Here is a 23,911-nt window from a genome sequence, read left to right as displayed (position 1 = left end):
CGAGAGGACGACGACAGAGACGATGGCCGATAGCGAATCGACCCCCTTGCCGGAGCACCTGAGCCGGGTCCACATGGTGGGCATCGGCGGTGCGGGCATGTCGGGCCTGGCGCGGATCCTGCTCGCGCGCGGCGGCCAGGTGTCCGGCTCCGACGCCAAGGACAGCCGCGGCGTGCTGGCCCTGCGCACGCGCGGCGCCACCGTCACCATCGGCCACGACCCTAAGGCGCTCGACGCGCTGCCGGGCGGCCCGACCGTCGTGGTCACCACCCACGCGGCCATTCCGAAGACGAATCCCGAGCTGGTCGAGGCGAAGAAGCGCGGCATCGACGTGATCCTGCGCCCGGCGGTTCTGGCGACGCTGATGGACGGCTACACGACGCTGCTGGTGGCGGGCACGCACGGCAAGACCTCGACCACCTCGATGGCGGTCGCCGCGCTCCAGCACTCCGGCGCGGACCCGTCCTTCGCGATCGGCGGCGAGCTCAACGAATCGGGCACCAACGCGCACCACGGCAGCGGGGACGTGTTCGTCGCCGAGGCCGACGAGAGCGACGGATCGTTGCTGGAGTACCCGGCCTCGGTGGTCGTCGTGACCAACATCGAGGCCGATCACCTGGACTTCTTCGGCAGCGTCGAGGCCTACGTCGAGGTTTTCGACAAGTTCCTGGCGGGTGTGCAGAAGGGCGGCGCGGTCGTCGCCTGCCTCGACGACCCGGGTGTGCGCGCCCTGCTGGAGCGGTCGGCCGACGTGCTGCGCAAGAACAAGGTGACCGTGCTCGGCTACGGCCACCACGTCCCCGGGGGGCGGCGGCCCCAGCACCTGGTCGCCGAACTCTTCGAATACACCGTCACCGCCGAGGGCGGCAGCAGCCGCATCCGCGTGCACCCCCCGTTGGTCGCGAAGACGACCGAGGTCACGCTGAACACCCCGATGCCGGGCGTGCACATGGCCCTCAATGCTCTGGCCGCGCTGCTCGCCAGCCACGCCGTCCTGGAGCGCTCGAGCGCCGCCACCAAGCCCGCCGGTGCCAAGCCCGGTGCCAAGAAGGCGGCCGCGAAGAAGACGGCCGCAACGAAGGCCGGGTCCACCACGGCCGGCGCGAAGGACGCGGCCAAGGCCGACGAGAAGGCCGCGGGGAAGTCGGACGGCAAGGCCGACGGCGATCCCAAGAAGGCGTCGCTGGACGATCTGGCCGAGGGGATCGCCGAGTTCTCCGGTGTGCGCCGCCGCTTCGAGTACCGCGGCAGCGAGGGCGGCGTCCGCGTCTACGACGACTACGCCCACCATCCGACGGAGGTGCGCGCGGTGCTGTCGGCGGCGCGCGTCGCGGCCGGTGACGGCCATGTGATCGCCGTCTTCCAGCCGCACCTGTACTCGCGGACCCAGGAGTTCGCCCGCGACTTCGCGAAGGCGCTCGATCTGGCCGACGAGGTCGTCGTCACCGAGGTGTACGGCGCCCGCGAAGAACCGATGCCCGGCGTGAGCGGGCGGCTGATCGCCGAACGGGTCGCCCGGCCCGCGCAGTTCGTGCCGGACCTGTCCGAACTGGTGCCCACCGTGGTCGACCTCGCCGAGTCGGGCGACGTCGTGCTGACCCTGGGGGCCGGCGACATCACCATGCAGGGTCCCGAGATCCTCGCGGCCCTAGGGGAGCGGGACACGTGAGCCGAGGGAGGCGCTGGCTCGTCTCCATCGCGGTCGTCGCCGTCGTCGCGGGCCTGGTCGCGGTCGCCTACTTCACCCCGGTGATGTCGGTGCGCACGGTCGCCGTGTCCGGGGTGACGCCGCAGTCCGGTCTCACCGTCGACGATGTGCGCGCCAAGGCCAAGATTCCCGCGGGACGACCGCTGCTGCAGGTCAACACCGCCGACGCGGCGAAGCGGGTCGCCGCTATCAGCGCGGTGGAGAGCGCCCGGGTGCGGCGCCAGTACCCGTCGACGATCGAGGTGATGGTCATCGAGCGCAAACCCGTCATCCGGGTGGCGACCGAACGGGCGATCGGCGTGCTCGACCGACAGGGCGTCCAGTACCGGAACTTCGACCGCGGCCAGAAGCTGCCCGCCGACGTGCGCGGCCTGCCGCTGCTGAACACCCCGAACGCCGGGCCGTCGGATCCGGCGACCAAGGCGGCGCTGCGCATCGTCACCGAGCTGCCGCCGGACGTGCTGCGGGCCGTGTCGACGGTCGCGGCCGATTCGCCGGTCGACATCAAACTGCTCATGAAGAACGGCACGACCGTGGTGTGGGGCGACGCGTCGCGCACCGCGGACAAGGCCGTTGCCTGGCGGGCGATCACCACGCGCCGGGGAACCCTCTACAACGTGTCGAGCCCGGACATGCCGTCGTACCGCTGAGCGGGCAGCGGCCCGCGCCGGCGAAACCGGCCGTCACCAGGCACGTCGGGCATCATCGGCGGTGATCAGCGAGAACTTTGGCGACACGCCGCGCTGAAGCTGGCCCGACCTGCGCGGCGCGCCTAGCGTTGCCCCTTGAAAGTTCCGTACTTGACATAACTCTAAACCTATGGTTGAGGTTTAGGGTTTCTGGAGGAGGGCGAGCCCTGTGGCGCCACCGCACAACTACCTGGCCGTGATCAAGGTCGTCGGCATCGGCGGCGGTGGCGTCAACGCCGTCAACCGGATGATCGAGCAGGGCCTCAAGGGCGTCGAGTTCATCGCCATCAACACCGACGCGCAGGCGCTGCTGATGAGCGACGCCGACGTCAAGCTCGACGTCGGTCGCGACTCGACCCGCGGCCTGGGTGCGGGCGCCGACCCGGAGGTCGGCCGCCGTGCCACCGAGGACAACCGCGACGACATCGAAGAGCTGCTCAAGGGCGCCGACATGGTCTTCGTGACCGCGGGCGAGGGCGGCGGCACCGGCACCGGCGGTGCACCGGTGGTCGCCTCGATCGCGCGCAAGCTCGGCGCGTTGACCGTCGGCGTCGTGACCCGGCCGTTCGCTTTCGAGGGCAAGCGCCGCAGCGGGCAGGCGGACGCCGGCATCGCCGCGCTGCGCGAGTCCTGCGACACCCTCATCGTCATCCCTAATGACCGGCTGCTGCAGCTCGGCGACGCCAACGTGAGCCTGATGGACGCCTTCCGCAGCGCCGACGAGGTCCTGTTGAACGGCGTGCAGGGCATCACCGACCTGATCACCACGCCCGGCCTGATCAACGTCGACTTCGCCGACGTCAAGGGCGTGATGAGCGACGCGGGCTCGGCGCTGATGGGCATCGGCTCCGCGCGCGGCGAGGACCGCGCCAAGAAGGCGGCCGAACTGGCGATCAACTCGCCGCTGCTGGAGGCGTCGATGGAGGGCGCCAAGGGCGTGCTGATCTCGATCGCCGGCGGCAGCGATCTGGGACTGTTTGAGATCCACAACGCGGCCACCCAGGTCCAGGAGGCGGCCCACGAGGACGCCAACATTATCTTCGGCACGGTGATCGACGACAACCTCGGCGACGAGGTCCGCGTGACGGTCATCGCCGCCGGCTTCGAAGGCGGTGCGCCCCGCAAGCGCACCGATGTCCCGCGGGTGGGCCACACCGACGTCCAGCCCGGCAAGGCCGGCGAGGTGAACCGTCCCAAGGGTGCGTCGATCTTCGACACCATGGACGAGGAACCGGCGGTGACGCGTGCCGACGAGCCCGCGCCCAACCGGGTCCGGCTCGACGACGACGACGTCGACATCCCCGACTTCATGAAGTGATGGCGGCCGCCGCGACACCGGGGGCGGCCATCCGCCGGGTGGTCACCACCCGCGACGGCGGCGTCTCGCGGGCCCCCTACGACTCGTTCAACCTGGGCGATCACGTCGGCGACGACCCTCGGGCGGTCGCCGCCAACCGCGCCCGCCTCGCCGAGCACCTCGGGCTGCCCGGCGACCGGGTGATCTGGATGCAGCAGACGCACAGCACGAACATCGCCGTCGTCGACGGTCCGCGCACCGAGGCCATTCCCGACACCGACGGAATCGTGACGGCGCAGCCGGGGCTGGCGCTGGCCGTGCTCACCGCCGACTGTGTGCCGGTGCTGCTCGCCGACGACGAGGCGGGGGTGATCGCCGCGGTCCACGCCGGCCGGGTGGGGGCCCGCGACGGGATCATCGGCGAGGTGCTGCGCGCGATGGTCGACCAGGGGGCGCGGCCCGAGCGCACCAGTGCGCTCCTCGGCCCGGCGGCGTCGGGGAACTTCTACGAGGTGCCCGCCGAGATGGCCGACGACGTCGAGCGGCACCTGCCGGGGAGTAGGTGCCAGACCGAGGCCGGCACCCCCGGGTTGGACCTGCGCGCCGGCATCACCCGCCAGCTGCAGGACGCGGGCGTCACCGCGATCGTCGTCGACCCGCGGTGCACGATCGCCGACGAGAAGCTCTTCAGCCACCGCCGGACGGCGCCGACCGGTCGGCTGGCGTCGGTGATCTGGCGGGAGGCCTGATGGGCAATTGTTCGGACCATCGGTTTTTCGTGCGTGTCGCGCCGCCGCAGCGCCGACTGTGCGGGCTACGGTAGGCAGCGATGGCAATCACATTGGTCACACAAACATCAACCGCCACACGGCGGGCGGCGTCGGTGGCCAGCAGAACCGCCGAGCAACAGTAGAGGGGCCCACGATGACCACGATGCAGAAGTTCAAGGCTTACTTCGGCATGGTGCCGCCGAGCGACTACGACGACGATTACCTCGAGGACGAGGCGACCGGCGCCGTCCGCCGCGTGCGCGGTCGCAGTGGCTACGACTACGAGGACGACTACTACGGCGAGGCCGGCTACGACACCGGTTACCCGGATCCCTTCGGCGGCGACGGCCACCTGGACGCCTACGGCATGGAGCCCCGCCGCGAGCGCGTGCGCGCCGGCAGTCGCTACGACGAGGACGAGCAGGAGTACGCGGCCGTCGCGGGCGGCGGCTACGTGTACACCGGTGCGTCGCGCCCGCCGCGCGCCGCCCGCCTCGAGCCGCTGCAGCGCTCGGCCAGTGCCACCCTGCGCGCCGTCGGCGCCACCCCGGCGCCCGAGGAGGCCGGCTCGGTCTTCGGCGACGGCCAGAAGATCACCACCCTGCGCCCGTCGAGCTACAGCGAGGCCCGCACGATCGGGGAGCGCTTCCGCGGCGGAAACCCGGTGATCATGGATCTCGTCGACATGAGCAACGCCGACGCCAAGCGCCTCGTCGACTTCGCCGCCGGCCTGGCGTTCGCGCTTCGCGGCAGCTTCGACAAGGTCGCCACCAAGGTGTTCCTGCTGGCCCCGGCCGATATCGACGTCTCCCCGGAGGATCGTCGCCGCATCGCCGAGACCGGCTTCTACAGCCATTCCTGACCCGGATGTGCCGCGTCCGCCGTTTTCCGGCACAGTGGTGACGTGACCGTTTTCCTGAACATCGTCGACCTCCTGCTGGGGATCTACTGGCTGCTGCTGTTGGCCCGCCTGGTTCTCGAGCTGGTGCAGTCGTTTGCCCGTGATTGGCGCCCGAAGGGGATCGTGGTCATCATCGTGGAGTCGATCTTCACGTTGACCGATCCGCCGATCAAGCTGCTGCGCCGGATCATCCCCCCGCTCAACCTCGGCGCCGTCCGCCTCGACCTCTCGCTGATGATCGTGCTGATCCTCGTCGTCATCGCCCGCCAGGTGGTCCACGGCCTCGCCTGACCGACCCCCTGCGCCGCTGGTGGGCGCCCGGAAAGTGACTACTCTGGGTAGTAACACAAGGTCATCGTCGTGCGACAGTTGTGTTGCGAGACCATCTCGGGCAGATGCGACTGACGGGATGGTTGTGACAGGATAGTGCGCTAGTGGCAGAACTGTCTGCATGTGAACAGTGCGACTGCGCAGCATTTGCTCGACGGCGGTCACGGATAGTCGAAGGCGAGATTCGCCTGCGATGCGTAGGTAAGGGGAATGGGCCATGCGGCTGACACCGGCTGATGTGCATAACGTCGCGTTCAGCAAACCGCCTATTGGCAAGCGCGGGTACAACGAGGACGAGGTCGACCAGTTCCTCGACTTCGTCGAGGCCGAGCTCGCCCGCCTCATCAACGAGAACAACGACCTGACCGCCCGTGTCGACGAGCTCGAGGCCGAGCTCGCCCATGCCCGTGCCGCCGGACCCGCCCCGCAGGCGCCGCCGGCACCCGCGTACGTGCCGCCGCCCGCCGAGCCCGCCTACGCCCCGCAGCCGCCCGCAGCTAATTTGCGTGCCGAGGAAGAGGCGAACGCCCGTGCCGCGCGCGTGCTCGCACTCGCGCAGGACACCGCCGACCGGGTCGCCGCCACCGCGCGCAGCGAGTCCGAGGCCACCCTCGCCGATGCGCGCAACCGCGCGGATGCGATCGTCGGCGAGGCGCACGTCAAGGCCGACGGCATCCTCGTCGACGCACGTCAGCGCGCCGAAGCCATCCTCGCTGAAGCGCAGACGCGCGCCGAGGCGCAACTGCGCCAGTCCGACGAGCGCGCCAAGGCCCTGGAGGCCGACGCCGAGCGGACCCACCGCGAGGTGACGGCGACGATCATGCAGCAGCGCAGCGTGCTCGAGGGCCGGATCGAACAGCTCAAGACCTATGAGCGGGAGTACCGCACCCGTCTCAAGACGTATCTCGAAGCGCAGCTCGAAGAGCTGGCGCAGCGGGGCAGTGCTGCCCCGGTCGACGGCGGTCGCGAGGCGATCGCCGACTCGGGCGGCTATCCGGGCCCCGGCCCGGGCTAATCAATAGTCAGGTGGTGTGACCCATATGTTGGTTGCCGCGATTATCGCCGCAGTGGCGGCTTTCGGACTGCTCGTCGCCGGTTTGGTGACGGGCGGATTGTGGTTGGCGATTGCGTGCGTCGTGGCGTCGGTGATCGGTCTGGTCCTGCTCGTCGTCGACATTCGGCGCTCCAGCAAGGCCAATGCCGTGGAAGACGCGCCGACGACCGGGGCCTTCCTCGGCGAGGACGTCGACGCCTACGTCGCCCAGCGCGAGGCGCGCCGCGAGACCGGTGCGTTCGCCGCCGTCGCGGGCACCGGTGCGCTGTCGCGGGTCGGTGGCACCGGCTCGCTGCCGCCGGTGTCGGCCTACCCGGAGGACGGCGGTTGGCGGGAACAGCCGCGGCCGGCCGACGACCACCCCGAATACCCGGGTCCCCCCGAACTGCCGGACTACCCGCCGGTCGACGAGTACCCGGGCGGCTACGCCGATCCGGCGCCGCGTCCGTACGCCGACAGCGCCGCCGGTTGGCGCGACGCGCGCCCGGCGGCCCCGCTGCCCGACTTCGACGAGATCGAGCCCGCGGTGCCGGTGTACCCGCCCGATCCCACCCGCCCGGTGCCGGACTACCCGCCGTTCCCCGGCGCGTCCTACCGCGACAGCGAGCCCGCCGACGACGCGTCGGCGGCCGAGCCCGCGGCACCGAGCGAGTCGCCCGCGCCGGTGCCCGAGCCGGGCTCGACCGTGTCCGGTCCCGCCTTCCCGATGCCCACGGTGACGACGCCGAGCGCGTCCGAACCGGCACCCGGTCCGTGGCCGACGGAGGCGCCCCCCGCGTGGACGCCGCCCGAGCCCCCGGCCGATCCGGCACCGTGGCCCGCCCCGGCCGCTCCTTCGGCGAGTACCCCGCCGTCGTCGCCCGCACCGGCTCCGCGCAGCGGCCCGGTGGGTGACCTGCGCGACTATGTGACCTCCACCGGTTCCATCCCGCGGATCGAGAACACCGGATCCATCCCGACCGTCGTCGGCGACACCCCGCCGCCGTCGCCGGAGCCGGCACCCGCGCAGGGCCCGACCGTGCGCTGGGAGGCCTCGATCCCGCCCACGCCCGGCTTGGTGACCGACGAGTCCCGGGAGGAGATCGCGCACGTCAACGACCTGCCGCCGACTCCGCCGCGCCGTCGTCGTCCGCCGACCGACCCGCGCGGCACCGGTGGCGACCCGCTGAATCCGAATTGGCGTCCGCCGGCGGACTGATTAAGCTGGACGTGCGTTGATCCGGCCATCACCGGGGAGCACTCGGAAGAACAGGGCCGTCGGCCCCCAGTAGAACCGAGCGGGTCCGGGCCCGTCACAGCCCGATCGAGTTGAGTGGCCGTCGCCGCCGGATTCCCGGTGTGTGGCGGCAAGCGGGGTGGTACCGCGACGACCGGCCGATGGCCGGCGCCGTCCCCGTGCCAGTGCGAGCACGGAGGTACCCACGTGGCGGCCAGCGACCAGAACCGGCCCTATCCCGTCGTCGATCTGACCGGCGGCACCCCGCGCGCGCCCAAGTTCCCCGACATCGAGCAGACGGTGCTCGACTACTGGGACGCCGACGGCACGTTCGCCGCGTCGGTGCAGGCCCGCGACGGCGCCCCCGAGTTCGTCTTCTACGACGGCCCGCCGTTCGCCAACGGTCTGCCGCACTACGGCCACCTGTTGACCGGGTACGTCAAGGACGTGATCCCGCGCTTCCAGACGATGCTCGGCAAGAAGGTCGAGCGACGCTTCGGCTGGGACACCCACGGCCTGCCCGCCGAACTCGAGGCGGAGCGCCAGCTCGACATCACCGACAAGTCGCAGATCGAGCAGATGGGCGTCGACAAGTTCAACGAGTACTGCCGCGACTCGGTGCTGCGCTACACCGGCGAATGGCGCACCTACGTGCACCGCCAGGCCCGCTGGGTCGACTTCGACAACGACTACAAGACGCTCGACCTGGACTTCATGGAGTCGGTCATGTGGGCGTTCAAGGAGCTCTACGACAAGGGCCTGGTCTACCAGGGCTACCGCGTGCTGCCGTACAGCTGGTACGAGCAGACCCCGCTGTCCAACCAGGAGTCCAAGCTCGACGACGCGTACCGGATGCGCCAGGACCCGGCGCTCACGGTCACCATGCCGCTGTCGGCCGACGGCGACCTCGCGGCCCTGGACGGAGTCAACGCGCTGATCTGGACGACGACGCCGTGGACGCTGCCGTCGAACCTGGCGATCGCGGTGCACCCCGACGTCGAGTACAGCCACGTCCGCACCGCCGACGGCACCGACTACCTGCTGGCCACGCCGCTGCTGGGCGGCTACGGCGCCGAGCTGGGCGAGTTCGAGACCGTCGGCACCTATACCGGGAAACAGTTGGCGGGGCTGTCGTACACGCCGCCGTTCGACTTCTTCACCGGGCACCCCAATTCGCACGTGGTCCTGCTGGCCGATTACGTCACCACCGACTCGGGCACCGGCATCGTCCACCTCGCGCCAGCCTTCGGTGAGGAGGACATGGACGTCGCGACGGCGAACGGCATCGAGGTCGTGCGCCCGCTCGACGAGGGTGCGCGCTTCACCGCCGAGGTCCCGCCGTACGAGGGCCAGATGGTCTTCGACGCCAATCCGGCGATCATCAAGGACCTCAAGTCCGCAGGCCGGGTCCTGCGGCACGAGACGATCGAGCACTCCTACCCGCACTCCTGGCGGTCGGGCCAGCCGCTGATCTACATGGCGGTGCCGAGCTGGTTCGTGGCGGTCACCAAGATCCGCGATCGGATGGTCGAGCTCAACCAGGAGATCAACTGGTCGCCGTCGCACATCCGCGACGGGCAGTTCGGCAAGTGGCTCGAGGGCGCCCGCGACTGGAACATCAGTCGCAACCGCTACTGGGGCGCGCCGATCCCGGTGTGGATCTCCGACGATCCGGCGCACCCGCGCATCGACGTCTACGGCTCGCTCGACGAACTCGAACGCGACTTCGGGGTGCGCCCGGACAACCTGCACCGGCCGCACATCGACGAGCTCACGCGGCCCAACCCGGACGACCCGACCGGGAAGTCGACCATGCGCCGCGTCCCGGAAGTCCTCGACTGCTGGTTCGAGTCGGGCTCGATGCCGTACGCCCAGGTGCACTACCCGTTCGAGAACCGCGACTGGTTCGACGGCAACGCGAAGACCGGTGAGATCGCGCACAACCCGGGCGACTTCATCGTCGAGTACAACGGCCAGACCCGCGGCTGGTTCTACAACCTGCACGTGCTGGCCACCGCGCTCTTCGACCGCCCCGCGTTCCGCAACGTCGCCGCCCACGGCATCGTGCTGGGCGACGACGGCCAGAAGATGAGCAAGTCCAAGCGCAACTACCCGGACGTCAACGAGGTCTTCGACCGGGACGGCTCGGATGCGATGCGCTGGTTCCTGATGGCCAGCCCGATCCTGCGCGGCGGCAACCTCGTCGTCACCGAGCAGGGGATCCGCGAGGGCGTGCGGCAGGCGCTGCTGCCGCTGTGGAATGCCTACAGCTTCCTGCAGCTCTACGCTGAGCGGCCGGCGACGTGGCGCACCGATTCCGACCACGTCCTCGACCGGTACATCCTGGCGAAACTGGCGCACACGCGCGACGAGATCACCACGGCGCTGGAGACCTTCGACATCGCCGGGGCCTGCGAGTCCTTCCGCGAGTTCTGCGAGTCGCTCACCAACTGGTACGTGCGCCGCTCGCGGGCCCGCTTCTGGGCCGGGCAGGACGCCGAGCCGGCGGCCTTCGACACGCTCTACACCGTGCTGGAGGTGGCCAGCCGCCTCGCCGCGCCGCTGCTCCCGCTCGCCACCGAGGCAATCTGGCGCGGCCTGACCGGTGAGCGGTCGGTGCACCTGACCGACTGGCCGGCCGCCGACCTGCTGCCGCGCGACGAGGAGCTCGTCGCCGCGATGGACGACGTGCGCGCCGTCTGTTCGGTGACGTCGAGTGTGCGCAAGGCGAACAAGCTGCGCGTGCGTCTGCCGCTGCTGCAGTTGACGATCGCCGCGCCCACCGCCGAGCGGCTCGCGCCCTACACCGATCTGATCGCGGACGAGATGAACGTGAAATCCGTTGTGCTGCGCGATGATCCGTCGGAATTCGGCCGCAGCGAGGTCGTCGTCAACGCCCGCGCCGCCGGGCCGCGCCTGGGCAAGGATGTCCAGCGGGTGATCAAGGCGGTCAAGTCCGGCGATTGGTCGGTGGCCACCGGCGCCGACGGCACCGAGGTCATCGTGGCCGACGGCATCGAGCTGCGGGAGGGGGAGTACTCGCGCAAGCTGGTCGCCACCGCGCCGGAGTCGACCGCCGAATTGCCCGGCGGCACCGGACTGGTCGTGCTCGACACGACCGTCACCCCCGAACTCGAGGCCGAGGGGTGGGCCAAGGACCGCGTCCGCGAGCTGCAGGAGGCCCGCCGCGACCTCGACCTGGACATCTCCGACCGAATCACGGTCCGCCTCGCGGTGCCGGCCGACCGCGCCGAGACCGCCCGCCGACACGCGGGCCTGATCGCCGACGAGGTGTTGGCGACCGGCTTCGACGTCGACGCGGGCGGCGCGCCCGGCGCCATCGAACTGGGCGACGGCGTCACCGCGGACATCGCCAAGGCGTAGGCCCGATGGGACCGGGCGGTGCCGGCGGCGGGGAGGTCTCCGCCCGCTGGGTGCTGCACCTGGACATGGACGCGTTCTTCGCGTCGGTGGAGCAATTGACCCGGCCGACGCTGCGCGGCCGACCGGTCCTGGTCGGCGGTCGCGGCGGTCGCGGCGTCGTCGCCGGCGCCAGCTACGAGGCCCGCGCGTTCGGCGCCCGCTCGGCGATGCCGATGCACCAGGCGCGCCGTCTGGTCGGCGCCGGGGGAGTCGTGGTGCCGCCGCGCGGCGCGGTGTACCGGGTGGCGAGCAAGCGGGTGTTCGACGTCGTGCGCGCGCGCATCCCGGTCATCGAGATGCTCTCCTTCGACGAGGCCTTCGGCGAACCGGCCGAGCTGGCCGGGGCGGGGGTCGACGACGCCGTCGCCTTCGCCGAGGACCTGCGCGCGGCCATCCGCGAGCGCACCGGCCTCACCGCATCGGTCGGCCTCGGTAGCGGCAAACAGATCGCGAAGATCGCCTCCGGCGGCGCCAAGCCGGACGGGGTGCTGGCCGTCGAGCCGTCGCGCGAGCTGAACTACCTGCACGCGCTGCCGGTCCGCAAGCTGTGGGGCATCGGCCCGGTGTCCGGCGACAAGCTGGCCCGCCTGGGGATCGAGACCATCGGCGACTTCGCGGACCTCGCGCCCAGCGAGGCGGCCTCGGTGCTCGGCCCGAAGATCGGCCACGCGCTGCACGAGTTGGCCCGCGGCATCGACGAGCGGCCCGTCCACGAGCGCGCCGAGGCGAAACAGATCAGCTCGGAGACGACGCTGGCCGTCGACATCGTCGCGCTGGAGGCCTTGCGCGCCGAGATCGCTCGCGCGGCGGCCGACGCGCACCGCCGCCTGCTCGCCGACGGTCGCATGGCGCGCACGGTGGTCCTCAAGCTCAGGCGGGCGGACATGTCGGTGCTGACCCGGTCGGTCACGCTGCCGGCGGGCACGACCGACCTCGACGAATTGACTGCGGCCGCGACCCGCCAGGTGCTCGACCCGCTGGAGATCGGGCCCATCCGACTCGTCGGCGTCGGATACTCGGGCCTCACCGGGGCCGAACAGTTCACCCTGTTCGACAACCCCGACGGCGGGCCGCCCGGGCCCGACCCCGCCGAAGAGGACTTCGACAGCGCCTTCGACGGGGCGGGGGTGCTCGTGCGGGCGGGCGAGCCGACGGCCGATCCGGCCGCCACCGCGGTGCCGGCCGACGACGGGGAGCCGGAGTTCGCCACCGGCTCGGACGTCCACCACGAGGAGTTCGGCCACGGCTGGGTGCAGGGGACCGGGCACGGCGTCGTCACCGTGCGCTTCGAGACCCGGGTGACCGGTCCCGGGATCGCCCGGACCTTCCCCCTGCCCGAGCCCGCGTTGCGCGCGGCCGACCCGCTCGTCAGCCTGGCGTGGGACGAGGACTGACCGGGATCTAGACCGGGCCGGAGCGGGTGAAGAAGTCGGCGACCTCGGCGCGGTCGGCGCCGGCGGTCAGCAGCGCGATCAGCGCCATCCGCGCCTGCGGTGCGCGCAGCCACTCGGAGACGATCGCGCCGGCCGCGGCGAGGTCCACGGCCCCGCCGCCACCGCCGTAGCGCGCCTCGACGCGCCCGTACGGAACGCGCGTCGACACGACCACCGTGACGCCCTGCTGCGTGGCCAGCGACACCTGCGCGGTGATGTCCGGGTGACTGTTCCCCGATCCGGTCGCCGACAGGACGATCCCGGCGGCGTGCTGGGCCACCGACGCCGCGATGGTGCCCGGGCTGACCCCGGGGTACAGGGCGAGGGTGTCGACGCGGGCGGTGCGCCCGGCGGGCACCGGCAGGTCGAGCAGCGGCCGCCCGAGCGAGGGGTCGACGACGTCGAAGGCCCGCAGCGCCTCGGTGCTCACCTTGAACAGGCCGCGCACCGGCTGGGGCTCGCCGCCGAGCAGCACCCGGACGCCGCCCGTCGCCGCCTCGTCGGCCGCGGCGGCGATGGCGGCGGCGATGTTGGCCGGACCGTCGGCGTCGGGATCGTCGCTGGGCAGTTGGGCCCCGGTGAACACGATGGGGCGCCGGTCGTGGGCGTAGAGGTCGACCAGGAAGGCAGTTTCCTCCATCGTGTCCGTGCCGTGCGTCACAACGACGCCGTCGACGGAGCTGTCCGCCAGGGCGCCGAGCACGGTTGTCGCAATGATGAACTGGTCGGCGGTGCGCAGGGCCGAGGAGTCCCGCGTCATCAGGTCGACGGTGGTGACCTCCGGCGGCTCACCGTCGTTGACCTGCGCATACGACGCTTCAACGAGGGTCATCAGGTCGCCCGAGTGCAGGACCGGGACGGCGCCGCCCGCGGTTTGGTGGGCGGCGACCGTCCCGCCGGTGGTGATGAGCACGACGCGTCTGCGACCCATGGGTCCAGCCTGTGGGAACCATTCGGCGCGGTCAAGCGTTGACGGCGTGTTGCGATCCGACGTCGGCTTTTCGCGTCGGGTGGACTAGCCTCAGTGCGGGCTTTGGCAAGTGGTGCCCGGCAGGTGCGCCGTCAGAGAAGGAATAGGAACTGTGAAACTTTCGAAGATGATCGCCGGTGTGATGATCACCGGCATGGCGCTGACCGTGGCCGCCTGTGGTGGCAACGACTCGGACGACCTGCCGCCGCTGGAGCCGGTGAGCAGCTCCGTCGAGACGTCGGCCCCGGCCGCCGCGACCGGCAAGTACGACCTCACCGGGGTGACCAACCCCAAGAAGCCGCCGCGCATCGCCGTGCTCAACAACATGCTGGAGATGGCGCTCGACCCGGCCGTGCCGAACTCGGAGAAGACCAAGCTGGTCGAGGGCTCCGAGATGGACCCGGGCGTCTTCGACAAGCTGGTCCAGGCGCGCAAGGAGAACCCGGACGCGACCTACAAGATCTTCCCGCCGGTGATTCCGGCCGGCCCGCGCAAGGCCACGGTGAAGGTCCAGGTCAAGATTGGCGACAACCCGCCCGCCAAGGCCGAGGCCGGCATCGTCTTCGTCGGCGGCCGCTGGAAGCTCGCGAAGAACACCGTGTGCCCGCTGGTCACCGGCAACAACGTCAAGACGGCGATGTGCCCGACGCCCCCGGGACCGCGCTCGAAGCCGCGTCCGCGGCCGCGGCCCCACCCGGTTCCCGCCGGCTAGAACACCGACGACCGAGCGAACCCGCTACCTGCTCCACTCGAGCTGGTAGCGGGTTTGCTGTACCAGGGGGCGCGTCGCGTCGCCGCCGACGAGTTCGCGGGCGCCGCGCACGTCGATCGATCCGCCCACCGGCAGCGCCCGGCGCAGGTCGATGGTGGCGGTGCCGCGGCCCAGGGCGGTGTAGCGCGCGATCTGCAGCTTCTTCCCCGTGCCCGGCACCGTGTACTCCGACCCGGTGGGGGCCTCGTCGACACTCAGGTCCACTTCGACGGTGTCGGCCGTGCGGGACCGCAGCGTCGCCGTGACGGTCTGCGTCAACGTGGTCGCGCCCAGCAGGGTGCGGGTGGTGCGCCAGGAGGCGCCGGTGCCCACCGGCTCGGCGGGCAGCGCGACCATGTTCTGCAGCGCGGTGACGAAGGTGTTCTCGACGATGCTCCGCGCGGTATCGGGCGCGTCGGTGGCCGGCCACAGCCGCAGCGACACCGGCGCCCGGTTCGCATCGAGCGTGAGCCCGCCGCGCGACCCGGCGTCCTTGCCGATGTCGCCGGACAGGCTGGCGTCGGCGGCCGACGCCTTCTCCAGGGTGAGGGCCACATCCTTCTCGTCGGTGCAGTGGTAGCGGGCGGCCAACGTCAGCGTGACGCTCTGATCCTCGCGGGTCGGCGCGGCGTCGGCGCGCTCGGCCATGCGCGACAGCACCGTGGTCGTAGCGGTCAGCCGGGTGTGCTGGGCATCGGTGCGGTTCGGCGCGGCGCGCAGCGGCTGCAGCGGGGCCGTGCCGGCGGAGACGAGCTCGACGGTCGGCTCGGCCAGCGAGATCGGCCGCACCGCAGGGTCGGCGGTGGTGGCGACGGTGGCGCAGGGGCCGTCGTCGGCGTTGCCGCCGCCGCACGCGGCCAGGCCCAGGGAGAGTGCCCCGACGAAGGGGAGCACGGCGGCACGGGACAGTCGGAGGTCGGGCACGCCGCCCAGCGTACTGGGCCCGCGGCGGCGTCCCAGTACGCTGGTCGCCGTGCACAAGCGAAACGTGACGCTGGCCGTCGTGGCGGTCGCCGTCGCCGTCTGGGTCATCGATGTCCTCACCAAGATGTGGGCGGTCGAGAAGCTCGAGGGCCGCGACCCGGTCTACCTGTTGGGCACCGACTGGTTGTCGCTGTCCTTCCTGCGCAACAGCGGGGCGGCCTTCTCCATGGCGACCGGTTACACCTGGGTCCTGACGATCGTCGCGCTGCTCGTGGTCGTCGTGATCATCCGGCTGTCCGGCAAGCTGCGCTCGTCGTGGTGGATCCTCGGCCTGGCCCTGATCCTGGGCGGCGCGCTGGGCAATCTCACCGACCGCCTGCTCCGCTCGCCGGGGCCGCTGCGCGGCGAGGTGGTGGACTTCATCCGGGTCGGCTGGTGGCCGGTGTTCAACGTCGCCGATTCGGCGGTCGTCGGGGGCGCGGCCCTGCTGGTGGTGCTGACTATGCTCGGCTACGACTACGACGGCGGCCGCAGCGGGTGGGCCGCCCGCCGCGCCGGGATCGACGAGTCCGACCGTGCGTGAGTCGCGGACCCTGCCGATCCCGGACGGGGTCGCGCAGATGCGCGTCGACGCGGGCGTGGCGCGCATCCTGGGCATCTCCCGCACGACCGCGGCCGAGCTCGCCGCCGCCGGCGACATCACCGTCGACGGGGCGGTCGTCGGCAAGTCCGACAAGCTGCCCGCCGGCGCCCTGCTCGACGTGCTGCTCCCCGAACCGGACCAGCCGCTGCGCGTGGAGCCGACCCCGGTCGAGGACCTGGGGGTCGTCTACCACGACTCGGACATCATCGTCGTCGACAAACCGGTCGGCGTCGCCGCGCACCCGTCGCAGGGGTGGAGCGGTCCGACCGTCGTGGGGGCCCTGGAGGCGGCTGGCTTCCGCATCTCCACCTCCGGCGCCGCCGAGCGGCAGGGGATCGTGCAGCGCCTCGACGTGGGGACGTCGGGCCTGATGGTCGTGGCGGTCTCCGAACACGCCTATTCGGCGCTTAAGCAGGCCTTCCGGGACCGCACCGTCGAGAAGCGCTACCACGCACTGGTGCAGGGCCACCTGGACCCGCCGTCGGGCACCATCGACGCCCCGATCGGCCGTCATCCCGGCAGTGACTGGCGGTTCGCGGTGACGGCGGGCGGCAAGCCGTCGATCACGCACTACGACACCCTCGAGATGTTCGCCGCCGCCTCGTTGCTCGACGTCCACCTGGAGACCGGGCGCACCCATCAGATCCGCGTGCACTTCTCGGCGCTGCACCACCCGTGCTGCGGCGACCCGACCTACGGCGGCGACCCGGTGCTGGCCAAGCGCCTCGGGCTGGACCGGCAGTGGCTGCACGCGCGCGAACTGGCCTTCGCGCATCCGGCCGACGGTCGCGAGGTCCGCTTCACTAGCGAGTACCCGGCCGATCTCCAGCACGCGCTCGACGTCCTGCGCGACGGCTGAGACGGCCCGCCTCGACGCCACATCCGTCCCACTGATCACGGCCGGGCGTGGCGCGCTGCCGCTGTCAGAGGGGGGACCTAAAGTGGACGCCGTGACCGACTCCGACTCCTTCGTCCACCTGCACAACCACACCGAGTATTCGATGCTCGACGGTGCGGCGAAGGTCGGCCCGCTCTTCGCCGAGGCGAAGCGGCTCGGGATGAGCGCGATCGGCATGACCGACCACGGCAACATGTTCGGCGCCAGCGAGTTCTACAACGTCGCCGTCAAGAACGACATCAAGCCGATCATCGGCATCGAGGCCTACATCGCGCCGGAATCGCGGTTCAGCACCAAGCGCGTCCAGTGGGGCACCCGTGACCAGCGCTCCGACGACGTCGCGGGCAGCGGTTCGTACACACACATGACGATGGTGGCCGAGAACGTCACCGGGCTGCGGAACCTGTTCAAGTTGTCGTCGCTGGCCTCGATCGAGGGCCAGCTCGGCAAGTGGGCGCGCATGGACGCAGAGCTCATCGCCGAATACTCGTCGGGGATCATCGCGACCACCGGCTGCCCGTCCGGCGAGGTGCAGACCCGCCTGCGCCTGGGGCAGGAGCGCGAAGCGCTCGAGGCCGCCGCCAAGTGGCGCGACATCTTCGGCCCGGAGAACTTCTACCTCGAGCTGATGGAGCACGGCATCGAGATCGAGAGCCGCGTCCGCGACGGCCTGCTCGACATCGGCCGCCAACTCGGCATCAAGCCGCTGGCCACCAACGACTGCCACTACGTCACCCAGTCCGACGCCGGCGCGCACGAGGCGCTGCTGTGCGTGCAGACCGGCAAGACGCTGTCGGATCCGACCCGGTTCAAGTTCGACGGCGACGGCTACTACCTGAAGTCGGCCAAGGACATGCGCGACCTGTGGGACGCGCAGGTGCCGGGCGCCTGCGATTCCACGCTCGAGATCGCCGAGCGGGTGCAGTCGTACGCCGACGTCTTCACCCACCGGGACCGGATGCCGGTCTTCCCGGTTCCGGAGGGGGAGAGCGAGGCGACCTTCCTGCGCAAGGAGGTCATGGCCGGGCTCAAGGAGCGCCGCTTCCCCGACGGCGACGTGCCCGAGGAATACCTCACCCGCGCCAACCACGAGCTCGACGTCATCATCCAGATGGGCTTCCCGGCCTACTTCCTCGTCGTCGGCGACCTGATCGCCCACGCGCACGAGGTGGGCATCCGCGTCGGCCCGGGCCGCGGTTCGGCCGCGGGCTCGATCGTCGCCTGGGCGCTGGGCATCACCAACATCGACCCGCTGCCGTACGGGCTGCTGTTCGAGCGGTTCCTCAACCCCGAGCGCGTGTCGATGCCCGATATCGATATCGACTTCGACGACCGTCGCCGCGGCGAGATGGTGCGGTACGCGACCGAGAAGTGGGGCGAGGACAAGGTCGCCCAGGTCATCACCTTCGGCACGATCAAGACCAAGGCCGCGCTGAAGGACTCCGCGCGCGTCCAGTTCGGCCAGCCGGGCTACAGCATGGCCGACCGCATCACCAAGGTGCTGCCGCCGCCGATCATGGCCAAGGACATCTCGGTCTCCGGCATCACCGACCCCGACGACGAGCGCTACGGCGAGGCCTCCGAGGTGCGCGCGCTGATCGAGTCCGATCCGGATGTCAAGAAGATCTACGACACCGCGCTCGGCCTCGAGGGCCTGATCCGCAACGCGGGCGTCCACGCCTGCGCGGTCATCATGTCCAAGGACCCGCTGACCGACGCGATCCCGGTGTGGAAGCGCGCCCAGGACGGCGCCATCATCACCGGCTGGGACTACCCGTCGTGCGAGGCCATCGGCCTGCTGAAGATGGACTTCCTCGGCCTGCGCAACCTCACCGTCATCAACGACGCGCTGGAGAACATCAAGCTCAACCGGGGCATCGACCTCGATATGGACTCGCTCCCGCTCGACGACCCGGCCACCTTCGACCTGCTCGCCCGCGGCCAGACCCTCGGCGTCTTCCAGCTCGACGGCGGGCCGATGCGCGACCTGCTGCGCCGCCTGCGCCCGACCGCCTTCGAAGACATCATCGCCGTCGGCGCGCTGTACCGCCCCGGGCCGATGGGCATGAACGCCCACAACGACTACGTGGACCGCAAGAACGGGCGGCAAGAGGTCAAGCCGATCCATCCCGAACTCGAAGAGCCGCTGCGCGAGATCCTCGCCGAGACCTTCGGCCTGATCGTCTACCAAGAGCAGATCATGCAGATCGCGCAGAAGGTCGCCGGGTACAACATGGGACAGGCGGACAACCTGCGCCGCGCCATGGGCAAGAAGAAGAAGGAAGTCCTCGACGAGGCCTACGAGGGTTTCGCGAAGGGCATGACCGAGAACGGCTTCTCCCAGGGCGCGATCAAGGCGCTGTGGGACACGGTGCTCCCATTCGCCGGCTACGCGTTCAACAAGTCGCACGCCGCCGCCTACGGCCTCGTCTCGTACTGGACCGCCTACCTCAAGGCGAACTATCCGGCCGAGTACATGGCCGGCCTGTTGACGTCGGTGGGCGACGACAAGGACAAGTCGGCGATTTACCTCGCCGACTGCCGCAAGATGGGCATCACGGTGCTGCCGCCGGACGTCAACGAGTCGCAGCCGAACTTCGCGGCCGTCGGCACCGACATCCGCTTCGGCCTCGCCGCGATCCGGAACGTCGGCAGCGGCGTGGTCGATTCGATCATCGCCTCGCGCTCGGCGAAGGGGAAGTTCACCAGCTTCTCGGACTACCTCGCCAAGATCGACGTCGGCGCCTGCAACAAGAAGGTGACCGAGTCGCTGGTCAAGGCCGGCGCCTTCGACTCCCTGGACCACCCGCGGAAGGGCCTGTTCCTGGTCCACGCCGACGCCGTCGACTCGGTGCTGGGCACCAAGAAGGCCGAGGCGATGGGCCAATTCGACCTCTTCGGCGACATGGGCGGCGGCGAGGAGGCCGCCGATGTGTTCGCGGTGCGCGTGCCCGACGAGGAGTGGGAGTCGCGGCACAAGCTCGCACTGGAGCGGGAGATGCTCGGCCTCTACGTCTCCGGCCACCCCCTCGCGGGTGTCGAGCACGCGATCGCCGCCCAGACCGACACCGCGATCAGCACGCTGCTCGAGGGCGAGGTTCCCGACGGGGCGCAGATCACCATCGGCGGCATCATCTCCAGCGTGAACCGCCGTGTGACCAAGAAGGGCGAGTCCTTCGCCGCGGTCACCATCGAGGACCTCGTCGGTGGCGTCGAGGTCTACTTCTTCCCGCGCGCGTACGCGGCGTACGCGATGGACATCGCCCAGGACAACATCGTCCTGGTGCGCGCCCAGGTCCGCCAGCGCGACGACGGCCTGATGATCGCGGCCAACGACCTCGCGGTGCCCGACCTGAAGGCCGCCGGTGCGGCGCGGCCGGTCGCGCTGACCATCAGTGCCCGGCTCTGCACCCCGGACCGGGTCAACGACCTCAAGCAGGTGCTGTCCCGCCACCCCGGGCCGTCCGACGTGCACGTGACCCTGGTGAGCGAGCAGCGCCAGACGGTGCTGCGCCTGACCGAGGACCTGCGCGTGACGCCGTCGTCGGCGCTGATGGGCGACCTCAAGGCACTCCTGGGCCCCTCGTGCCTGGGGGCGTGAGACGATTGCCGTCGTGACCGACGCGCCCACGCAGCAGCCCGCATCCGCGGACCAGCCCGCCCTGCCGACCGTCGCCGACATCGGTGCCGCCGCCGGGCGGATCGAGGGTGCCGCCATCGTGTCGCCGCTCGAGTACTGCCCGCGGTTGTCGAACCGCTACGGCGTCGACGTGTACCTCAAGCGCGAGGACCTGCAGCCGGTGCGCTCGTACAAGATCCGCGGCGCGTACAACGTGATGGCGCAGCTGAGCGCCGCCGAGCGGGCGTGCGGCGTGGTCGCGGCCAGTGCCGGCAACCACGCCCAGGGCGTCGCCTTCGCGTGCAAGACGATGGGCGTCCGGGGGCGGATCTACGTGCCGACCACGACGCCCAAGCAGAAGTGCGACCGGATCCTCTGGCACGGCGGCGACTTCGTCGAACTCGTGAAGGTCGGTGACACCTACGACGCGGCGCAGGCCGCCGCGCTCGACGACGTCGCCAAGTCCGGCGCCGCCTGGATCCACCCGTTCGACGACCCGCGCACGGCGGCCGGGCAGGGCACCATCGCCCGCGAGATCGTCGAGCAGCTCGGCACCGTGCCGGACCTCACCGTCGTCCCGGTCGGCGGCGGCGGGTGCCTCACCGGCATCCTCACCTACCTGCGCGCCACCGACCCGGGGGCGCGCATCCTCGGCGTCGAGCCCGCGGGTGCCCCGTCCCTCGCGGCGGCACTGCGCGCGGGTGGCCCGGTGACGCTCGACGACATCGACTCCTTCGTCGACGGCGCGGCGGTGCGCCGCATCGGTGCACTGGCCCACGTAGCGGTGGCCGACGCCGGTCCGACGGTCGTCGAGCACGGCGGCCGGTCGTCGGGTCCGAGCAAGGATCCGCGGGTGCGGGTCGTGCCGCCGTCCGCGCCGCTGGCCGACGGCGAGTTGCGGGTCACCGAGGTCGACGAGGGCGCCATCTGCTCGACGATGCTCGAGCTCTACCAGAACGAGGGGCTCATCGCCGAGCCCGCCGGCGCCCTGGCGGCCACGGCACTCGACGACGTCGACCTCGCCGGATCGGGCCTGCGCGAGGGCGCCTCGGTCGTCGTCCTCGTCTCGGGTGGCAACAACGACGTCTCCCGCTACGGGGAGATCATCGAGCGGTCGTTGGTGCACCGGGGCATCAAGCACTACTTCCTCGTCGACTTCCCGCAGGAGCCGGGGGCATTGCGGCGCTTCCTCGATGACGTTCTCGGGCCCGAGGACGACATCACGCTCTTTGAGTACGTCAAGCGCAACAATCGCGAGACGGGGGCGGCGCTGGTGGGCGTCGAACTCGGCTCGCCCGACGGTCTGGGGCCGCTCATCGAGCGGATGGACGAGTCCCGTCTGCGCTGTCAGCGCCTCGACCCCGACTCGCCGGAGTACCGCTATTTGACGTGATGACGGGCGCCGCGACCTGAACATGTGACCCAAATCGCAATGGGATCGGTCGGGCACGGTATATTACTCACGGGTCGGATTCCGCTCGGCCGACTTTTCGGCTGGGCGGGTCACCGCACAGGGAGCCGCAGGGGGCGGCCAACCGAGGACTAGTGAAGGCAGGGGAGTGGTCACAAGTACTCCGGATACGGAAACGCCGGTGAAGTCTGCTCGGGCTTCAGCGGTGCGGAAGTGGTGGGACGGACACATCGTCGAGTCCTTCAACACCTTCGGACGCCAGCTCGGCATGTTCGTCGAGGTGTTCCGCACCCTGTTCACCGACATCGCCAAGCGCCAGTTCCCATTCGGCGAATTCGTCCGCCAGTGCGCGTTCATGGCCAGCACGTCGGTCTTCCCGACGCTGTTGGTGGCCATCCCGATCGGTGTCATCGTCTCCATCCAGGTGTCCAACATCGCCGGACAGATCGGTGCAAACGCCTTCGCCGGCGCCGCGACCGGCCTCGGTGTCATCCGCCAGGGCGCGCCCCTGGTCACCGCGCTGATCATGGCCGGCGCGATCGGCTCGGCCATCGCCGCCGACCTCGGTTCCCGCACGATCCGCGACGAGATCGACGCGATGAAGGTCATGGGCGTCAACCCGGTGCAACGCCTCATCTCGCCGCGCCTGCTCGCGACGATGGTCGTCAGCTTCCTGCTCTGCGGTTTCGTCTGCTTCGTCGGCTTCATCACCGGCTACGTCTTCAACGTCTACATGCAGGGCGGCACGCCCGGTTCCTACACGGGGTCCTTCGCGTCCTTCGCCGGACCGGCGGACCTCTGGTTCGCCCTGATCAAGGCCGTGATCTTCGGCGCGATCGTGGCGATCGTGGCCTGCGACCGCGGCCTGACCACCAGCGGCGGCCCGGCCGGTGTGGCGAACTCGGTGAACGCCGCGGTCGTCAACTCGGTCATCCTCCTGTTCACCGTCAACGTGGCTCTTACGCAGATCTTCGCGTTGATCGTTCCGGCAAAGGTGGTGTGACGTGACCGCATCCCGGTATACGCCGCCCGTCCTGCGGCCAGTCGAGATCGCCAAGGGCGCCTATCGCGGTCCGCGCGACGCCCTCGCGCGGATGGGCCACCAGCTCACCTTCCTGCTGAAGTCGCTCGGCGCCATCCCGATGACGTTCCGGCACTACGCGAAGGAGGTCTGGCGCCTGCTCGCCGACATCGCGTGGGGCAACGGTGCGATCGTGGTCGGCGGCGGCACCGTCGGCGTCATGATCATCCTGGGCATCATGGGTGGTGCCACGGTCGGCATCGAGGGGTACACCGCGCTGCACCTGCTGGGCATGGACCCGGTGGTCGGCGCGATCTCGTCCTTCGCCACCACCCGTGAGATCGCCCCGCTGCTCGCGGCCACGGCGTTCACCGCACAGGCCGGTTGTCGATTCACGGCCCAGCTGGGGTCGATGCGCATCAGCGAGGAGATCGACGCCCTCGAATCGATCGCCATCCACCCGATGCCCTACCTGGTCACGACGCGCATGATGGCCGCGGTGCTGTCCATCGTGCCGCTGTACGCGGTCGCCCTCGCGGCCAACTACCTGGCCGCGCAGTTCATGTTCCAGATCCAGAGCGGGCAGGGCGACGGCACGTATCTGTACTACTTCCACCAGTTCCTCCTCTCCGGCGACATGGTGAAGTCCTTCATCAAGGTCGTCGTGTTCGTGCTGTTGACGACGTTCATCCAGTGCTACTACGGCTATTTCGCCAGCGGTGGTCCGGAGGGCGTCGGCGTGGCCGCCGGCCACGCGATCCGCTTGGCGATCATCGTGATCGTGTTCGCCAACCTGATCATGACCCTGGTCTTCTGGGGCACGTCGGCCGGAATCAGGATTTCGGGGTAATCG

Annotated in this window: 19 protein-coding genes; 17 read left to right on the top strand and 2 right to left on the bottom strand. The window is 70.4% G+C overall.

Translation table 11 applies throughout. The features are described from left to right. The first annotated feature begins 22 nt into the window (after positions 1–22). From QM728_RS08785 to QM728_RS08740, 10 genes are all read left to right on the top strand, one after another. Entirely contained in the window at positions 23–1,669 is a 1,647-nt protein-coding gene (locus QM728_RS08785) for a UDP-N-acetylmuramate--L-alanine ligase (protein WP_415031647.1), read from the top strand. Next, a complete protein-coding gene (locus QM728_RS08780; protein WP_415031646.1) occupies positions 1,666–2,358 on the top strand; it encodes a cell division protein FtsQ/DivIB in 693 nt (230 codons plus the stop codon). Before QM728_RS08785 ends, QM728_RS08780 begins: the two co-directional genes overlap by 4 nt. A gap of 208 nt (positions 2,359–2,566) precedes the next feature. Then, complete coding sequence (ftsZ, locus tag QM728_RS08775; RefSeq protein ID WP_415031645.1) at positions 2,567–3,715, top strand: cell division protein FtsZ; 1,149 nt, start codon at positions 2,567–2,569, stop codon at positions 3,713–3,715. Next, positions 3,715–4,443, top strand: coding sequence for a peptidoglycan editing factor PgeF (pgeF, locus tag QM728_RS08770; RefSeq protein ID WP_415031644.1), 729 nt, complete (start codon positions 3,715–3,717; stop codon positions 4,441–4,443). The genes ftsZ and pgeF overlap by 1 nt, the downstream gene beginning before the upstream one ends. A gap of 175 nt (positions 4,444–4,618) precedes the next feature. Further along, complete coding sequence (locus QM728_RS08765) at positions 4,619–5,326, top strand: cell division protein SepF (protein WP_415031643.1); 708 nt, start codon at positions 4,619–4,621, stop codon at positions 5,324–5,326. Positions 5,327–5,368: 42 nt separating this feature from the next. Further along, positions 5,369–5,656 carry a YggT family protein gene (locus QM728_RS08760; protein ID WP_415031642.1) on the top strand — a complete coding sequence of 96 codons (288 nt, stop codon included), beginning with the start codon at positions 5,369–5,371 and terminating at the stop codon, positions 5,654–5,656. Between the two features lie 256 nt (positions 5,657–5,912). After that, positions 5,913–6,710 (top strand): DivIVA domain-containing protein, encoded by a 798-nt coding sequence (locus QM728_RS08755; protein ID WP_415031641.1) that lies wholly within the window; start codon positions 5,913–5,915, stop codon positions 6,708–6,710. Between the two features lie 52 nt (positions 6,711–6,762). Beyond that, complete coding sequence (locus QM728_RS08750; RefSeq protein WP_415031640.1) at positions 6,763–7,947, top strand: hypothetical protein; 1,185 nt, start codon at positions 6,763–6,765, stop codon at positions 7,945–7,947. Between the two features lie 225 nt (positions 7,948–8,172). Then, a complete protein-coding gene (ileS, locus tag QM728_RS08745) occupies positions 8,173–11,349 on the top strand; it encodes an isoleucine--tRNA ligase (RefSeq protein ID WP_415031639.1) in 3,177 nt (1,058 codons plus the stop codon). 5 nt (positions 11,350–11,354) lie between these two features. Next, the gene (locus tag QM728_RS08740; RefSeq protein WP_415031638.1) at positions 11,355–12,782 is read left to right on the top strand and encodes a DNA polymerase IV; all 1,428 of its coding nucleotides are present in this window, start codon (positions 11,355–11,357) and stop codon (positions 12,780–12,782) included. Positions 12,783–12,789: 7 nt separating this feature from the next. On the opposite strand, the gene QM728_RS08735 is transcribed toward QM728_RS08740, so the two are convergent. Then, positions 12,790–13,752 carry an asparaginase domain-containing protein gene (locus tag QM728_RS08735; RefSeq protein ID WP_415031637.1) on the bottom strand — a complete coding sequence of 321 codons (963 nt, stop codon included), beginning with the start codon at positions 13,750–13,752 and terminating at the stop codon, positions 12,790–12,792. 151 nt (positions 13,753–13,903) lie between these two features. Here QM728_RS08735 and QM728_RS08730 point away from each other — a divergent pair, with 151 nt between their 5' ends. After that, the gene (locus QM728_RS08730; RefSeq protein ID WP_415031636.1) at positions 13,904–14,503 is read left to right on the top strand and encodes a hypothetical protein; all 600 of its coding nucleotides are present in this window, start codon (positions 13,904–13,906) and stop codon (positions 14,501–14,503) included. Positions 14,504–14,527: 24 nt separating this feature from the next. Here the strand turns inward: QM728_RS08730 and QM728_RS08725 are convergent, their stop codons facing one another. Beyond that, positions 14,528–15,466, bottom strand: a complete 939-nt coding sequence (locus tag QM728_RS08725) for a hypothetical protein (RefSeq protein WP_415031635.1) — start codon at positions 15,464–15,466, stop codon at positions 14,528–14,530. A 40-nt stretch (positions 15,467–15,506) separates the two neighbouring features. Between QM728_RS08725 and lspA the strand changes: the two genes are divergently transcribed. The 6 genes from lspA to QM728_RS08695 all read left to right on the top strand — a co-directional run bounded on the left by lspA (position 15,507) and on the right by QM728_RS08695 (position 23,908). Beyond that, entirely contained in the window at positions 15,507–16,049 is a 543-nt protein-coding gene (lspA, locus tag QM728_RS08720; protein ID WP_415032864.1) for a signal peptidase II, read from the top strand. Continuing rightward, complete coding sequence (locus tag QM728_RS08715; protein WP_415031634.1) at positions 16,042–16,968, top strand: RluA family pseudouridine synthase; 927 nt, start codon at positions 16,042–16,044, stop codon at positions 16,966–16,968. Before lspA ends, QM728_RS08715 begins: the two co-directional genes overlap by 8 nt. Positions 16,969–17,059: 91 nt before the next feature. Further along, on the top strand, positions 17,060–20,608 hold the full coding sequence (dnaE, locus tag QM728_RS08710) for a DNA polymerase III subunit alpha (RefSeq protein ID WP_415031633.1): 3,549 nt from the start codon (positions 17,060–17,062) through the stop codon (positions 20,606–20,608). 13 nt (positions 20,609–20,621) lie between these two features. Then, a complete protein-coding gene (gene ilvA / locus QM728_RS08705) occupies positions 20,622–22,019 on the top strand; it encodes a threonine ammonia-lyase IlvA (protein WP_415031632.1) in 1,398 nt (465 codons plus the stop codon). A gap of 199 nt (positions 22,020–22,218) precedes the next feature. Beyond that, positions 22,219–23,040, top strand: coding sequence for an MlaE family ABC transporter permease (locus tag QM728_RS08700; RefSeq protein ID WP_415031631.1), 822 nt, complete (start codon positions 22,219–22,221; stop codon positions 23,038–23,040). 1 nt (position 23,041) lies between these two features. Further along, positions 23,042–23,908: an MlaE family ABC transporter permease gene (locus tag QM728_RS08695; protein WP_415031630.1), complete on the top strand. Its 867-nt coding sequence runs from the start codon at positions 23,042–23,044 to the stop codon at positions 23,906–23,908. Positions 23,909–23,911: the final 3 nt, after the last annotated feature.

The organism is Gordonia sp. (in: high G+C Gram-positive bacteria), assembly GCF_047602025.1.
Lineage (GTDB): Bacteria > Actinomycetota > Actinomycetes > Mycobacteriales > Mycobacteriaceae > Gordonia.
This window is presented reverse-complemented; position numbering and strand designations above follow the sequence as displayed.

Excerpts from the sequence above, each read along its gene's own strand:
- QM728_RS08735 (WP_415031637.1), bottom strand. The coding sequence starts at position 13,752 with ATGGGTCGCAGACGCGTCGTGCTCATCACCACCGGCGGGACGGTCGCC.
- pgeF (WP_415031644.1), top strand. The coding sequence starts at position 3,715 with ATGGCGGCCGCCGCGACACCGGGGGCGGCCATCCGCCGGGTGGTCACC.
- QM728_RS08740 (WP_415031638.1), top strand. The coding sequence starts at position 11,355 with ATGGGACCGGGCGGTGCCGGCGGCGGGGAGGTCTCCGCCCGCTGGGTG.
- QM728_RS08755 (WP_415031641.1), top strand. The coding sequence starts at position 5,913 with ATGCGGCTGACACCGGCTGATGTGCATAACGTCGCGTTCAGCAAACCG.
- QM728_RS08785 (WP_415031647.1), top strand. The coding sequence starts at position 23 with ATGGCCGATAGCGAATCGACCCCCTTGCCGGAGCACCTGAGCCGGGTC.
- QM728_RS08765 (WP_415031643.1), top strand. The coding sequence starts at position 4,619 with ATGACCACGATGCAGAAGTTCAAGGCTTACTTCGGCATGGTGCCGCCG.